Origin of the sequence: Streptomyces sp. NPDC127092 (assembly GCF_042722475.1) — a bacterium.
Taxonomy (GTDB): domain Bacteria; phylum Actinomycetota; class Actinomycetes; order Streptomycetales; family Streptomycetaceae; genus Streptomyces.
Map to the genome: position 1 here is coordinate 105,862 of NZ_JBHXFE010000021.1, position 14,335 is coordinate 120,196.

At 74.5% G+C, this 14,335-nt stretch carries 12 protein-coding genes; 6 read left to right on the forward strand and 6 right to left on the reverse strand.

Going from position 1 to position 14,335, the window contains the following annotated elements; translation table 11 throughout:
- Positions 1 to 13 precede the first annotated feature (13 nt).
- The 4 genes from ACFWJO_RS19240 (at position 14) to ACFWJO_RS19255 (ending at position 4,843) form a co-directional block, all read left to right on the forward strand.
- Positions 14 to 685 (forward strand): winged helix-turn-helix domain-containing protein, encoded by a 672-nt coding sequence (locus tag ACFWJO_RS19240; RefSeq protein WP_386866599.1) that lies wholly within the window; start codon positions 14 to 16, stop codon positions 683 to 685.
- 53 nt (positions 686 to 738) lie between these two features.
- Positions 739 to 2,043 (forward strand): sensor histidine kinase, encoded by a 1,305-nt coding sequence (locus ACFWJO_RS19245; RefSeq protein WP_386866600.1) that lies wholly within the window; start codon positions 739 to 741, stop codon positions 2,041 to 2,043.
- A 177-nt stretch (positions 2,044 to 2,220) separates the two neighbouring features.
- Entirely contained in the window at positions 2,221 to 3,921 is a 1,701-nt protein-coding gene (locus ACFWJO_RS19250; protein ID WP_386866602.1) for an alpha/beta hydrolase, read from the forward strand.
- A 121-nt stretch (positions 3,922 to 4,042) separates the two neighbouring features.
- A complete protein-coding gene (locus ACFWJO_RS19255) occupies positions 4,043 to 4,843 on the forward strand; it encodes a VOC family protein (protein ID WP_386866604.1) in 801 nt (266 codons plus the stop codon).
- Between the two features lie 94 nt (positions 4,844 to 4,937).
- Here ACFWJO_RS19255 and ACFWJO_RS19260 read toward each other — a convergent pair whose 3' ends face one another.
- Positions 4,938 to 5,822: a diacylglycerol/lipid kinase family protein gene (locus tag ACFWJO_RS19260; protein ID WP_386866606.1), complete on the reverse strand. Its 885-nt coding sequence runs from the start codon at positions 5,820 to 5,822 to the stop codon at positions 4,938 to 4,940.
- Positions 5,823 to 6,000: 178 nt separating this feature from the next.
- Positions 6,001 to 7,596, reverse strand: coding sequence for an FAD-binding oxidoreductase (locus ACFWJO_RS19265; RefSeq protein WP_386866608.1), 1,596 nt, complete (start codon positions 7,594 to 7,596; stop codon positions 6,001 to 6,003).
- 72 nt (positions 7,597 to 7,668) lie between these two features.
- On the opposite strand from ACFWJO_RS19265, the gene ACFWJO_RS19270 reads away from it, so the two are divergent.
- Both ACFWJO_RS19270 and ACFWJO_RS19275 read left to right on the forward strand, forming a co-directional pair.
- The gene (locus ACFWJO_RS19270; RefSeq protein WP_386866610.1) at positions 7,669 to 8,298 is read left to right on the forward strand and encodes a TetR/AcrR family transcriptional regulator; all 630 of its coding nucleotides are present in this window, start codon (positions 7,669 to 7,671) and stop codon (positions 8,296 to 8,298) included.
- Positions 8,295 to 9,890, forward strand: coding sequence for a glycerol-3-phosphate dehydrogenase/oxidase (locus tag ACFWJO_RS19275; protein WP_386866611.1), 1,596 nt, complete (start codon positions 8,295 to 8,297; stop codon positions 9,888 to 9,890). Before ACFWJO_RS19270 ends, ACFWJO_RS19275 begins: the two co-directional genes overlap by 4 nt.
- Positions 9,891 to 9,904: 14 nt before the next feature.
- On the opposite strand, the gene ACFWJO_RS19280 is transcribed toward ACFWJO_RS19275, so the two are convergent.
- From ACFWJO_RS19280 to ACFWJO_RS19295, 4 genes are all read right to left on the reverse strand, one after another.
- Positions 9,905 to 11,827 carry a S41 family peptidase gene (locus ACFWJO_RS19280; protein ID WP_386866613.1) on the reverse strand — a complete coding sequence of 641 codons (1,923 nt, stop codon included), beginning with the start codon at positions 11,825 to 11,827 and terminating at the stop codon, positions 9,905 to 9,907.
- A 91-nt stretch (positions 11,828 to 11,918) separates the two neighbouring features.
- Positions 11,919 to 12,779, reverse strand: coding sequence for a S8 family serine peptidase (locus tag ACFWJO_RS19285; RefSeq protein ID WP_386866663.1), 861 nt, complete (start codon positions 12,777 to 12,779; stop codon positions 11,919 to 11,921).
- 76 nt (positions 12,780 to 12,855) lie between these two features.
- Positions 12,856 to 13,050 carry a hypothetical protein gene (locus ACFWJO_RS19290; protein ID WP_386866615.1) on the reverse strand — a complete coding sequence of 65 codons (195 nt, stop codon included), beginning with the start codon at positions 13,048 to 13,050 and terminating at the stop codon, positions 12,856 to 12,858.
- 219 nt (positions 13,051 to 13,269) lie between these two features.
- The gene (locus tag ACFWJO_RS19295; protein ID WP_386866617.1) at positions 13,270 to 14,286 is read right to left on the reverse strand and encodes a hypothetical protein; all 1,017 of its coding nucleotides are present in this window, start codon (positions 14,284 to 14,286) and stop codon (positions 13,270 to 13,272) included.
- Positions 14,287 to 14,335 lie beyond the last annotated feature (49 nt).

Below are 14,335 nucleotides of genomic sequence, written 5' to 3' on the forward strand. Positions count from 1 at the left end.
TAAGGTGTGCGACGTGCGCGTTCTGCTCGTCGAGGACGACGAAAACCTCCGGTTCGGTGTGGCCGCCGCGTTGCGGGCCGCGGGGCTCGCCGTCGACGAGGCGGCCGATCTGCCCCAGGCCGACGAGGCGCTGTTCGTGACCGCGTACGACTGCGCGGTCTTCGACCGGATGCTGCCGTCCGGGGACGCCGCCGGCTACGTCGAGGGGCTGCGGCGCGCCGGGCGGGCGGTGCCGGTGCTGTTCCTGACCGCGCGTGACACGGTGGCGGACCGGGTGGAGGGCTTCGCCAGCGGCGGCGACGACTATCTCGTGAAGCCGTTCGCGGTGCCCGAGCTGGTCGCCCGCGTGCGCAGCCTGTGCCGCCGCGCCGCCGTCGTACGCCCGCCGGTGCACCGCGTCGGCGACCTGGAGATCGACACGGCGCGGCGGCACGTCCGCCGGGGCGGAGTGCTGCTCACGCTCACCGGCCGGGAGTTCGCCGTCCTGGAGGTGCTCGCGGCCCGCGCCGACCAGGCCGTACCCCGGGCCGAGCTGATCGAGAGCTGCTGGGACGAGATGGCGGAGCCGCAGTCCAACGTGCTGGAGGTGCTGGTCTCCCAGCTGCGCCGCAAGCTCGGTGACCCCTCGCTCATCCACACCGTGCGCGGGGTGGGCTACCGGCTCGCGCCGCCCGGCGCGCCGTGACGGCCGTCCGCCGCGCCCGGCGGCCCGCACTCCCCCGCCGGTCACGGACCGCGGTGCCGCTCACGCCCACCGCCCGCGTGCTGCGGCTACGCCGCCGCATCAGCCTGCTGTTCGCGCTGACCAGCGCGCTGGGCCTGATCACGATGGGCGTGCTGGCGGTGCGCAGCGACAGCGGGCGCTGGCGGGAGCAGCTCGACCACGCGATGGACGCGGACACCAGCTGGGCGCTCGGTCTCCTGGAGACCGACGAGAAGGGGCGGCTGGACACCGGCGTCCTGGCGGACAACGTGAACACCGCGTGCCCGCCGCTCACCGTCCTCCTCGTGAACGGCGACGACCCGGGCGACCTCACCGTCCGGCACGCCCCGGCGGGGCCGTGCCTCACGGTGGGCCCGGGCGCCGTCCTGGAGGCCGGCCGGGCCGCGGCACGCGCCGGTGAGCCGCGCGCCTTCGACCGGCGGACGACGGACGGCGCGCCGGTACGGGTGTTCGCGATGCCGTTCTATCCGTCGGACGACGAGACCGCGGCGGACGGCGCCGAGGCCGACGGTCCGCAGGGCGTCCTGGTGACGCTGGCCGACGCCACGGCCCAGCGCGACGACCACCGCCGTCTGGTGTGGCTGGTGACGGGCGGCTGCGCGGTGCTCGTGCTCCTGTCGGCGGCCGTCGGTCACGTCCTTTCCGGGCGGGCGGTACGGCCGGCGCTGACGGCCCTCTCCCAGCAGGAGGCGTTCCTCGCGGACGCCGCGCACGACCTGCGCACCCCCGCCGCCTCGCTGCGGACCCTCGCGGAGACGGCCCTGCGCGGGGAGACCGACAGCGCGGACGTGCACCGGCGCACGCTGCGTCTGGCGGAGGGCATGGGCCGGCTGGTCGACGGGCTGCTCACCCGGGCCCGGCTGATGTCCGGGACGGCGGCCGTGGCGCGCCAGCCGCTCCGCCTCGACCAGCTGGTGGAGGCGGTCGCCGAGGAGGCCGCCGACGGACCGGCGCGCGGCCACCGGGTGCGGGTCGAGGCCGAGGAGACGGTCGTCCTCGCCGATCCCGACCTGCTGCGCCGGGCGGTGGGCAATCTGCTGGGCAACGCGCTGACCCACGGCCACGCGCCGGGCGTTCCGGCGGACGTGCTGCTCACGGTCACGCGGGACGGCACGCTGACGGTGCAGGACGCGGGACCCGGCCTGCCTCCGGAGGTCGCGGGCGCGCTGTTCGAGCGTTTCCGCAGCGGCTCGGGCTCCACCGGCCTCGGCCTCTCCATCGCCTCCTGGGTCGCCCACGCCCACGGCGGCACCCTCACGGCACCCGTCACCGCCCACGGCGGGGCGCGCTTCGTCCTGCGCCTGCCGACACCCGACTGATCCGCCGGTAGGCCAGGCGGCGCCGGCCCAACCCTTACGCGTGGCACCTTCACACCCTCACGCCTCGCGCCCCACGCACGCCCACGCCCCCTCACGCCCTCACGCCCTCACGCCCTCACGAAATCCTCAGCATCCGCGCGCGAAGCTTCCCCGGACCGACCACTCAGGGAGCAACTCGTGATACGCGCCGCCGTTCGCCGCCGCCAGGCACTCGTCATCGCCCTCGCCGTCCTCGGCGCCGCCTCCCTGGCGGCCGGATGCACGGCCGGATCCGGCCCCGACGCCGGAAGGCCGGGGGCCAGGGCCGCCGTGGATCCGGCCGAACGCCCCGACCTGCGGCGCTTCTACGGGCAGAAGCTGGACTGGAAGCCCTGCGGCGACCTGGCGTGCGCCTCGCTCACCGTGCCCATGGACTACTCCCGGCCCGGCGACGGCAGGACCTTCGTGCTGCCGGTCGCGAAGGCGGCCACCGCGACCGCCGGACGGCGCACGGGCGCCCTGCTCTACAACCCCGGCGGGCCGGGCGAGCGCGGCGTCCAGGCGCTCAGGGACGGCCTGGCCGACGAGCTGGGCCGCGGCGTGCGCGAGCACTTCGACATCGTGGCCTTCGACCCGCGCGGGGTCGGGGAGAGCAGGCCGGCCCTGACCTGCCTCACCCCCGGACAGTCGGAGTCGGGCGAGGCGTCAGGCGACACGGCCGAGGCGTCCGGTGCGCCGCTCCACCCCCGTACCGCCGCCGAGCGCGCCGAGGTCCTGGCCGAGGCCCGGGCGACCGCCGACGCGTGCCGGAAGGCCAGCGGCCCGCTGCTCCCGCACGTCGGCACGGTGGACGCGGCGCGGGACCTCGACGTGCTCAGGGCGGCGCTCGGCGAGCGCAAGCTGACCTACGTCGGCTGGTCGTACGGGACGAGCCTGGGCACCTCGTACGCCGAGCAGTTCCCGCACCGGGTGAGGGCGATGGTCCTGGACGGGGCGGTGGACCCGTCGCTCGACTGGCGGCAGCGGATGCTGAGCCAGGCCACCGGCTTCCGGGACGCGGTCGAGGACTACGCGCGGACCTGCGGCGAGACGGTGGGCGACGGCTGTCCCGGTGCCACGCCCGGGGAGATACGGGCGCTGATAGACCGGCTCCTGGAGCGCACCCAGCGCGAGCCTCTGCCGGTCGACGGCTCCGATTCGGGCCTGGACGCGGCGACGCTGGTGTCCGCGCTCAGCCTGTCCATGTACACGCCGGAGGCCCAGTGGGAGGCCCTGTCCGAGGCGCTTGCAGCGGCGGACGGCGGTGACGGTACGAAGCTGGCGGCTCTCGCGGCGGGCGACGAGGCCCGGCCCGAGGACGAGGAGCAGGAACAGGAACAGGAACAGGAGCAGGAAGAGCAGCCGGTACAGGGGGACGGGCAGGAAGAGGAGGACGGGTCGGTGGACGGTGAGACGGGAGCCGCGTCCGCGGACTCCGTGCCCGAGGACAACAGCGACGCCGCCCTGCTGGCGGTCAACTGCCTCGACGTGCCCCACCCGCGGGACGAGCGCGCCTACTGGGACGCCCTGGGGCCCGCCGACCGCGCGGCGGGGGTGTACGGCACCAGCGGGTTGACCGGCGAGCTGGTCTGCAAGGACTGGCCGGCCGGACCGCAGCGCCCGCACCGGGTGAACGCACCGGGCGTACCGCCGGTCCTGGTCGTGGGCACGGCGGGCGACCCGGCCACGCCGTACGAGGAGGCGGTGAGCCTGGCCCGCCAGTTCCCCGGCGGCATGCTGCTGTCCTTCGAGGGGGCGGGCCACACCGGCTACGGCCGTGACGCGTGCGTCGACCGGAAGGTCGAGGACTATCTGGTGCACCTCACGAAGGTCGGTCCGGGCACGACCTGCGGGCGCTGACGGCCGGGGGGCGACTGTCAGTGGCGGATGTCAGGCTGTGGTCGTACGGACGAATGACCGCAGGAGACACACCAGCACCTCCGTCCCGCGCATCCCCGCGCTTCCGTGAAAGGCAAGGCCCATGATCACCACGGACTTCACCCCCGGCACCCCCTGCTGGCTGGACCTCGGCGCGCCGGACGTGCGCGCGGCCGCCGACTTCTACGGCGCTGTCCTCGGCTGGGACTACGAGTCGATGGGAGAGAGCGAGGACATGGAGGGAGGCATGTTCCGGAAGGACGGCAAGATCGTCGCGGGCCTCGGCAAGCTGACCGAGGAGGGCGCGCGGTCGGCGTGGATGATCTATTACACGGTCACCGACGCGGACGCCACGACGGAGGCCGTCGAGAGCGCGGGCGGTACGGTGCGCGTGGCGCCCAGGGACCTGGACGAGTGGGGCCGGATGGCCCAGTACACCGATCCGCTGGGCGGCCAGTTCGCCGTCTGGCAGCCCGGGACGAACACGGGCGTGGAGCTGGTCGACAAGCCGGGCTCGCTCAACTGGACCGAGCTGTACACGAGCGACGCGACCGCGGCACGGGAGTTCTACGGCGGCGTCCTCGGCTGGCAGTTCAGCGACATGGAACTGCCGGGCGGCGGAGGCACGTACACCCTGATCACGCCCGTCGGTCTGCCCGAGGAGCGGATGCAGGGCGGTCTCATGGAGCTGTCGAAGGAGGACCTGGCGCTGGCCGGCGGGCGCCCTTACTGGCACCCGGTGTTCGCCGTCGACGACTGCGACGCGGCGGCCGCGGCGGTGACGGCGAACGGCGGCTCGGTGCAGATGGGGCCGGCCGACGCGGAGGGCGTGGGCCGGCTCGCCGTCTGTCTCGACCCGTCGAACGCGGACTTCGTGGTCCTGGCCCCGACGCCGCCCGCGTGAAGCCGGGCCACGGGCCGGCCGCCCCCGGGCCGGACCGACCCGGCCGGGCGGCCCAGGCCGGGCGGCCCGGGCCGGGCGTTTCCCGGGGAGGACCCTAGGGAGCCAGGACGTTGAGGGCGGCGGGCCGGACGCGGACCGTCACCGGCAGGGTGGCGTCGACCTCGCCGTCCGCGCCGTACGGCAGGGGGCGGTCGGCCTCGATCCGGATCTCCTTGCCGCGCAGGATCTCGACCTGGGGTCGCTCCAGGTGCGCGCCCGTCTTCAGCTCGTTCATCATGGCGAAGAAGTGGCGCTTCGGCGCCGCCTTGATCACCACGACGTCGAGGAGACCGTCGTCGAGCCGTGCGCCCGGCGCGATGTTCCTGCCGAAGCCGTAGAAGCCGGAGTTCGCCGCGACCACCGTGTATCCGGTGCGCTCGTGCCGTTCCCCGTCGACGGTGAGCCGGTACGTGGCGGGCTTCCAGGCGAGGACGGCCCGAAGGCCGCCGACGTAGTACGACGCCGCTCCCCGCAGCAGCCGCGAGTGGTTGGCGTGGCGGTTGGCCACCGCGTCGACGCCGGCGTACACGCTCCCGAGGACGCAGACCCGGGCGTGTGCCGCGGACTCCACCTCGATCGTGTCGACGGCCCGGGGCGTGCCCTCGAGCAGCACCTCGGCGAGCCGCGGTGCGTCGGTGGGCAGCCCCAGGGCCCGGGCGAAGTCGTTGCCGCGGCCCGCGGGCACGAGGCCGAACACCGTGTCCGTGCCGCTGAGCGCCCCGCCGACGCAGCCGGCCATGCCGTCGCCGCCGACGGCGAGCACGACGTGGCCGCGCGCGCCGGCCTCCCGGGCGATCTCCCGCGCGTGCTCCAGGCTGCGGCTGTAGACGGTGTCGAGCCGCGCGCCCGCCTCCCGGAGCAGCCGGGCCAGCGGGAGCAGACCCGCCGTGCCACTGGAACCCCCTGCGGTGGGGTTGACGACGGCGGTGAACTGTCGCATGGGTCAGGCCTCCGGGCGGCAGACGAAGCGGCGGACGAGGGGGTTCAGCGGACGGACGGCAGGTTTTCGGCGGACGGCCCGCACGGCGCGCGGACGAATCGACGGACGACCCGCACGGCGCGCGGACGAATCGACGGACGACCGGCGCGGCGCGCGGACGGCTCGGCGGACGGCCGGCTCAGCGGACCGGGACGAGGATTCCGGGGCTGAGTACTCCGGACGGGTCCACCTCGGCCTTGACCGCCTGCAGCATACGGATGCCGAGCGGGCCGATCTCCTGGACGTAGCCGTCCTGGTGGTCGGTGCCGACGCCGTGGTGGTGGCTGATGGTGCCGCCCGCCGCCAGGATCGCCTCGTTGGCCGCGCGCTTCGCCGGCGCCCAGTGGGCGACCGGGTCCTCGCCCTGCGCCGAGACGACGGTGAAGTACAGCGAGGCGCCGTTCTCGTACGTGTGCGAGATGTGGCACATGACCAGCGGCGGGGTGCCGGCCTCGGTGAGCGTGCTGGTCAGCGCGTCGCGTACCGCCGTGTACAGGCCGGGGATCGCGGACCAGAAGGCGGCCGTCTCCAGCGTCTCGGCGAAGGCGCCGGCGTCGAGGAGGGCGTCGCGCAGGTAGGGCGCGTTGTAGCGGCCGTGCTCCCACTTGTCGCCGGGCTCCTCGCCGAGGTACTCGCCGTCGCAGGCGAGCAGGACCTCGCGGGCGGCGGCGCGGCGGGCGGTGGTGTCCGCCTCGGTGCCCTCGTAGCCGACGATCGCCATGCAGCCCGGCTTCTCCGGGAGTTCGGTGCTGCCGATGGCGTCCGGCTGGGCCAGTCCGACGAAGGTCTCCGACTCGTCCGAGAGGCGCAGCACGGTGGGCCGCGGGCCGTCCTGGGCGAGCCGGCGGAGTGCCGCGGTGCCGGCTTCGAAGGAGGCGAAGCGCCAGCCCTCGTAGATCCGCTTCTCCGGCAGCGGGCGGACCCGCACGGTCACCGCGGTGATCACGCCGAGGGCGCCCTCGGAGCCGAGGATCAGCTGGCGCAGGTCGGGGCCGGCGGCCGAGCGCGGGGCCCGGCCGAGTTCCAGCGTGCCCTCGGGGGTGGCGACCGTGAGGGCGAGGACCATCTCGTCGAAGCGGCCGTATCCGGCGGAGGCCTGGCCGCTGGAGCGGGCGGCGGCGAAGCCGCCGACGGTGGCCCATTCGAACGACTGCGGGAAGTGGCCGAGCGTCCAGCCGCGCTCGTTGAGCAGCGCCTCGCACTGCGGGCCGCGCAGGCCGGGCTGCAGGGTCGCGGTGCGGGACACCTCGTCGACGGCGACGAGCCGGTCCAGGCGGCGCAGGTCGAGCGCGACGAACGGGCGCTTCGTGGCGGGCGCGAGACCGCCGACGACGGAGGTGCCGCCGCCGAACGGAACGGCGGCGAGACCGTGCTCGGCGCAGGCCCGCAGCACGGCGAGGACCTCGTCGTGGCTGCCCGGGAGCACGACGGCGGCCGGGACGTCGTCGACCTCGCCGGCGCGGATGCGCAGCAGGTCGGGGGTCGACTTGCCGCGGGTGTGCCGGACGCGGCTCTCGGCGTCGTCCCGCAGGCCGTCCGGCGCGGCGACGGCCGTGCGCAGCGCGGCGCGCGCCTCGTCGGTGAGTGCGGGGGCGGGCGGTTCGATGGCGTCGAGGGTCGCCGGGCCGCTCTCGCGCGGGGTGACGCCGAGCAGGTCCCGCAGGAGGCCGGTCACCGCGTCGGGCAGCGGCGCCGCCTTGGCCGGGTCGCCCCAGCCGCTCCACAACATGTCCATTCGAATGGTCCTCACGGTCTGTTTCACGGACGGCGCTGCCGCTCGGGCCGCACTGGCATTACACTGTGACAGATGACGCCCATTCGTCACAACCATACGGACGCAGATCCCGTGCTCGACGCCGCACGCGACTGCGTGCTCGCCGTCGGCGTACGCCGCACGACCCTGACCGACGTCGCCCGGCGCGCGGGCGTGTCCCGGATGACGCTGTACCGGCGGTGGCCCGACGTGCGCACCCTGGTCGGCGACCTGATGACCCGTGAGTGGATCGCGGTCGCCGCGGGCGCCATGCCGCCCGACGCCGACGGCGGCCCCGACGGCGACGCGGCCGGCGACGGCAGGCCCGCACGCGAGCGGATCGTCGAGGGGATGGTCGCGGGAGTCGCCGCGTTCCGCCGCCACCCGCTGTTCCACAAGATCGTCGACGTCGATCCGGAACTGCTGCTGCCGTACGTCCTCGACCGCCGCGGCGCCAGCCAGGACGCCCTGCTCGGGCTGCTCACCACCGCGCTCGACGAGGGCCACGAGGACGGCTCCGTGCGCCGCGTCCGGACGGACCTGCAGGCCCGGTCCCTGCTGCTCGTCGTCCAGTCCTTCACGCTCTCGCTGCGCACCATGACCGACGAGACCGATCCCGAACTGAGCGAAGCCGCCTTCCTCGACGAGCTGCGCACCCTGCTGGAGAGGACCCTCACGCCATGACCCCCACGAGCAGCCCCGCGAACGCCACGGGCGGCCCCGCCCTGCCCGGCTCCTCGCTCGACGCCGGGCGGCGGCGCCGCGAACTGGAACGGCTCGCCGAGGGCGCGGACGGCGTCGACGGCGTCATCGACGTCCTGGTCGTCGGTCTCGGCGCCACCGGCGCCGGAGCGGCCCTCGACGCTGCCACCCGCGGGCTGAGCGTCGTCGCGATCGACGCCCACGACCTCGCCTTCGGCACGTCACGCTGGAGCTCGAAGCTGATCCACGGCGGTCTGCGCTACCTCGCGTCGGGACAGCTCGACGTCGCGCACGAGAGCGCCGTCGAACGCGGCATCCTCATGGAGCGCACCGCCCCCCACCTGGTCCGCCCCCAGCCCTTCGTCCTGCCCCTCACCCCGCTCGTCAGCCGGGGCCAGGCGGCCCTCGCCCGCGCCGGCTTCGTCGCGGGCGACCTGCTGCGCGTCTCCGCCCGCACCTCGCGCGGCACGCTGCCCCGGCCGCGCGCGCTGTCCGCCGTCGAGACCCGCCACCTCGCCCCGGCGCTCCGCCCCACCGGACTGCGCGGCGGACTGCTCTCCTGGGACGGCCGGCTCTCCGACGACGCGCGCCTGGTGACCGCGATCGCCCGCACCGCGGCCGCCCACGGGGCCCGCGTCCTCACCCGCACCCGTGCGCTCGAACTCCACCGCGACGGCGCGCTGGTCCGCGACGAGACCACCGGACAGGAGCTGCGCATCCGCGCCCGCGCGGTCGTGAACGCGACCGGCGTGTGGGCGGGCGGCCTCGTCGACGACGTGCGCCTGCGGCCGTCACGCGGCACCCATCTCGTACTGCGCTCCGAGGACCTCGGCCGGCTCTCCGCCGGACTGCACATCCCGATCCCCGGCGAGACCAACCGCTTCGTCCTGGTCCTCCCCCAGGGCGACGGACGCGTGTACGTCGGCCTCACCGACGAGCCCGTCGACGGCGCCGTCCCCGACGTGCCGGACGTCCCCGAGACGGACATCGGCTTCCTCCTCGACGTCCTCGGCTCCGCGCTCGACGTCACCCTTCAGCGCGACGACGTGGTGGGGGCCTTCGCCGGCCTGCGCCCGCTGCTCGACACCCGGGACGCCGCCGGCCGGACCGCCGACATCTCCCGCAAGCACGCCGTGCTCACCTCGCCCGACGGCGTCGTCACCGTCGTCGGGGGCAAGCTCACCACGTACCGGCGCATGGCCCAGGACGCCGTCGACGCGGCCGTGGCCGCCCGCGGCCTCACCGCCGGCCCGTGCCGCACCGCGTCGGTGCCCCTGGTCGGCGCCGCCGCGCCGCGGACGCTCGCCGGGCTCGACGTCCCGCCGCGCCTGGTGCACCGGTACGGCTCCGAGGCGCCGGCCGTCCACGCGCTCGGCCTTGAGGACCCCTCCCTCGCCCGGCCCGTGGTGCCCGGCCACCCCGTGACCGGTGCCGAACTCCTGTGGGCCGTCCGCCACGAGGGCGCCCTCGACGCCTCCGACCTCCTCGACCGCCGCACCCGCATCGGCCTCGTCCCGGAGGACCGCACCACGGCCGAGGAGGCCGCCCGCGACGTCCTCGCGCGTACCGCCTGACGGCCTGCAACGCGTTACGGGCCCTGGAGCCGCTCGGTGCGGCCCGCGACGAGCTCGCCGTCGGCGAAGCCGTCCACCCGCACCGACCCGGCGCCGGTGGCTCCGGGGACCGTGATCTCGACCTGACCGTCGGGAACGTCCACGGAGGTACGGGGGCGCCGGTCGAGGTAGACGTCCACGCGGTCGACGTTGGCCGTCCTGAGCTTCAGGCGGAGCGAGCCGTCGGCGCGCGTGGCGTCGGTGACGGTCAGCTCCCGGACGGGCTGCGCCTTGAGGATCTCACCGGCGCGTGCCAGGAGGTCGACGTTGCCCTGCAGGAGGTCCCGCCGGGTCATCCGGTGGCGTACGTCCGGGACGACGCCCAGGTCCTCCAGCGGCGTACCGGCGCGCTCGCCGACCCGCAGCGACCTGCGGATCGCCACGCGCATGCCCGCTCCGTTCGGCAGCGGGCGGTACGGCGTGTCGGGGATCGGGAAGAACTGGATGATGTCGTTGTGCGCCCAGACGTTGGCGCCGCCGGCGCCGGTGTTGTCGTCGGTGCCGAGCACGGTCCCGATGCGGTGGTCCTGGAAGCCCGCGGCGAACATGTCGGTCGCGGAGTAGCAGCGGGCGTTCGTGATGAGGACGACCGGGCCGAAGTACCGCTGGCCGATCGCGTTGGCGGGCTCCTCCGGGGTGAGGGGCACGGCGGCCGAGAACGCGGCGCCCAGCTCGACGGCCTGCTCCAGGGAGGCCAGCCAGGGCCTGAGGCTGGCGTTGTTCCGGCACAGGCGCAGGTTGAGGGGCGTGTTGATGAACTGGAACGGCTCCGGTGCGATCCGGCGCGGCGTCAGCGTCTGGAGGGTGAGCTCCGACGCCCAGACCAGGCCGCCGCCGTTGTCGCGTACGTCGAGGATCAGACCGTTCTGCGGCAGTGCGCCGACGAGCCGCAGGAACTCCTCGACGAAGGCCTCGGCGTCCTGGACGCTGAAGGTGTGGATGCGGAGGTGACCGAAGGTCCCCGAGGGGGTGTCGACGGTACGGGCGGTGAAGACCTGCGGCATCGTGCTGACGATCTCGCCCTCCGCGCCGGCCGGGGACAGTCCCGCGTCCACCGCCCGCTGCTGCGCGACGACGTGGGGCGCGAAGAGCATGACGTTGGCCCGGCTGATCTCCTCGCCCTCGTCGTCGACGCCCATCATGAGCGCCGCCTCACCGCTCGGTGCGGGCATCGGCGGGAGGTTCTCCACGATCTGCCAGTTCTCCCGCAGCTCGCGCGAGACACCGGCGGTGTCGGTGTAGCTGACGGTCACCCACTCCTCGAACGGCGGAAGATGGGCCGACAGCGAGCGCACGGTCAGCGACTGGACGCCGCGGCTGCGGCGCGCCGCGGCGTTGCTCCCGGCGAACCGGGCCGCGTTGAGCTCGACGGCCTGCTCGATGGGGATGCCGCTCCAGTGGGTGATCTCGACGCCCGGGGCGAAGCCGGGCGCGGAGAAGCCCTGCGTGACGCGGGTGACCAGGAAGCGGGGCTTCGGTCCGTCGGTGCACTCCTCCACCCGGAAGGGGAGGAAGGCGATCTTCCTGGAGAAGGGCTCGGGCAGCCGGTAGTTGGTGTGCAGGTCCCGCACCGAGTGGAACACCTGGGCCATCTGCGCGTGGAAGACCCACTCCGGATCCATCGTCTCGGGTGTCTGCTGCTCCAGCTCCCGACGGATGAGCCGCAGCCGCTGCACGGGGTTGACCGCGTGCATCGCGATCTTCAGCGGCAGGTGGACGTAGTTCCCCTCCATCAGGACCAGGGCCTGATCGACGAGGAGCAGCCGCTGGTCGCGGGTGAGGTCGCCGGCACCGGCCAGGAAGGTCTGGAGCTGCGTGGCGGCGGACAGGTGCTCACGGACCGGTTCGGCGGTTCGCTTGAGGTACTCGGGGGCGGTGTCGGGGCCGACGGCGTTCATGGTGTCTCCGTGTGCGGTGTGCGGTGTGCTGTTGCTGGTGGCCGGCCTGTGACCGGCCCGGCAGGGCTCGCCCGGCGACCCCCGTCGCCGCTCACCGCGTCATCGCCCGGAGTGCCGTGTACGCGGCCCAGGCGTCGAGCAGCGGCGGCGTGACCGAGTTCCGCCGGACGGGCCCGTGGGTGACCGCGTACCGCACGGCCGCCGGACCGGCCTTCGGGAAGGCCGAGCGGAGGAGGGCGACCGCACCCGTGACGAAGGGCGCGGCGGCGCTCGTACCGCTCAGGACGAGGGTGCGGCCGTCGAGTCCCAGGCCCGGGACGCGGTCGCCGGGGGCGCCGAGGCCGTGGCGGCCGATGGAGGCGCCCCGGTTGGACTGGGGCATGGGGCGCCCGGCGCGGTCGTACGCGGTCACCGGGATCGCCCACGGGTGGCCGGTGAGCACGGTGGCCCCCAGCCGGCCCTGGTTCCCCGCGGCGACCACGACGATCACGCCCCGGGCGGCGGCGTGGTCGAGGGCGTTCTCCAGCGCGTGGTCACGGACGCCGGAGGGCGCCGGCTGCGCCATGCTGAGGTTCAGGACGTGGACGCCCGCGTCGACGATCTCCACGATCGCCTCGGCCAGCTCCCCGGTCCGTACGCCGGTGAGACAGGTCGCGGGACCGCCGTCGGCGGGCCGGTCCGCGAAGAGGGGCCGGGACACGAGGGTGCAGCCGGAGCAGACGCCCTGGTCACCGGCGAGGAGTCCGGCCACGGCGGTGCCGTGCGCGCAGCACACGTCGCCGCCACGACAGGCCCCCGTACCGCCGGTGGGCCTCAGCTCCCGGACCGGGTGGCCCGCGAAGGCCGGGTGGTCCAGGGCCACGCGGCCGTCGACCAGACCGACCACGACCGAGGACCGGCCGGAGGTCCGCGCCATGAGCGGCGTGAGGCCGACCAGGTCCAGGAGGTCCATGGGCACCTCGACGTCCTCTCGGTCCCTCTGCGTCTTCTCTTCGTCTTCCCGGCCCGTCCGCGTCCGCTCGGTCCGGTCAGCGGCATGTCTCCATGCACAGGTCGAAGCACTCGGCCCATTCCGGCGAGCCGTAGTCGTGGTCGAAGCCGCATTCCACGCGGCACTCGCGCGAGCAGTACGACTCGAGCTGCGGGAACAGCCGGTCGGTTCCGGGCGTCTCCGGGACCGGGTGCGCCCGCGCGACGGGGCGCTCGAATCCGGGGGTGCGCATCGGGGTCACCACTTTTCCGAGCAGGCCTTTTCCAGGCAACGCCGCACGCACGCACGCGGGTTGTGGGAGCCCTTGCACTGGTGGCGGCACACCGGGGCCAGTTCCTCCTCGCACGTGAAGAACTGGGGGTGGACTCGGTCACCGGTGGTCACACCGCGTGCCGGCGACTCGACGGCGAATCCGGGGATACGCATGTCCGTTCGCCTCCTTCTGTCTTGGTTACCGGTTGTAGTACGGCTGGAAGGGGGTCACCGTGTGGGGGAAGAGCCCCGTGACGTCGACGCGGGCGAAGTACTGCACGACGACGTTGGTCTGGCGGTGGGTGTAGGAGAAGACGACCGTGACGACGGTCTGCGACGGGTTGCTCAGCCGGGAGGGGCCCGCCTCCACCCCGGAGAGGACGTAGCCCGCCTCACGCTGCTCGTGGGACGTCTGGTAGATCTCCTCGGACCTGACCGCCAGGTAGTTGGCGGCGCGTTCGGTCGGCAGGGTGCCGGCGTTGTTGCCGAGCTGGAGCAGCCGGTCGAGCGTGTCCGCCGCGCCTCGCGCGAACTCCTTCCTGGAGACGTCGGCGCGGCGCTCGATCGCCCGGATCAGCTCCTTCCGGTCGAAGGCCCAGACCTTCTCCACCTCCACCTGGGGCAGGGACAGTCCCTGGCACGCGCCGGGCGGCGCGATCGGCCCGAGGCGTCCGACGACCACGGCGAGATCGCGGTCGTCCTTGACCGGGCGCAGGGCCTCCACGAGCTCGTCGAGCTCGGCGGGGTCGGCCGGCTTCAGGATGTGGGTCTCCACGCCCTCGACGGAGAGCACGAAGCACATCTGCCGGGCGATGTAGCGGTTCTCCGGGTCGGAGAGGACGCGGTACAGGGCGTCTGCCTCCGTGCTGTCGGTCCTCCCGCCGGCGGCGGCCGCCTGGAAGTACTCGTGCCGGACGGAGAGGTCGGGGAAGAGGGCATGGACGCGGCCCAGAGCGTAGACGTATCCGAGGGACGTGTCGCCGTCGTCAGCCCCGCCGCCCGGGGAGGCGTCCGTGGCACAGCCGCACGAGGCCTGGGTGACGGGGACCGCGGCCGGTGCGGCGGTTTCGGCGGGGCGCGCGGGCCGGAAGCCCTCCGGGTCGAGCGTGGGAACGGCGGGAGGAGCAGCGGACGCGTGGGGCGGCGGTGGGGGCCGCACCCCGGCCTCCGGCGGGGGGCTGGTGGCGATGACGGTGTCGGTGATCTCGGCGTCCATCAGTCACTCCTCACGCACACTCTGTCGGGCCGTCAGGCCGGAACGCGCG

Coding starts and splice junctions, on each gene's coding strand:
- ACFWJO_RS19255 (WP_386866604.1), top strand. CDS start 4,043: ATGATCACCACGGACTTCACCCCCGGCACCCCCTGCTGGCTGGACCTC.
- ACFWJO_RS19260 (WP_386866606.1), bottom strand. CDS start 5,822: ATGCGACAGTTCACCGCCGTCGTCAACCCCACCGCAGGGGGTTCCAGT.
- ACFWJO_RS19265 (WP_386866608.1), bottom strand. CDS start 7,596: ATGGACATGTTGTGGAGCGGCTGGGGCGACCCGGCCAAGGCGGCGCCG.
- ACFWJO_RS19270 (WP_386866610.1), top strand. CDS start 7,669: ATGACGCCCATTCGTCACAACCATACGGACGCAGATCCCGTGCTCGAC.
- ACFWJO_RS19275 (WP_386866611.1), top strand. CDS start 8,295: ATGACCCCCACGAGCAGCCCCGCGAACGCCACGGGCGGCCCCGCCCTG.
- ACFWJO_RS19280 (WP_386866613.1), bottom strand. CDS start 11,827: ATGAACGCCGTCGGCCCCGACACCGCCCCCGAGTACCTCAAGCGAACC.
- ACFWJO_RS19285 (WP_386866663.1), bottom strand. CDS start 12,779: ATGGACCTCCTGGACCTGGTCGGCCTCACGCCGCTCATGGCGCGGACC.
- ACFWJO_RS19290 (WP_386866615.1), bottom strand. CDS start 13,050: ATGCGCACCCCCGGATTCGAGCGCCCCGTCGCGCGGGCGCACCCGGTC.
- ACFWJO_RS19295 (WP_386866617.1), bottom strand. CDS start 14,286: ATGGACGCCGAGATCACCGACACCGTCATCGCCACCAGCCCCCCGCCG.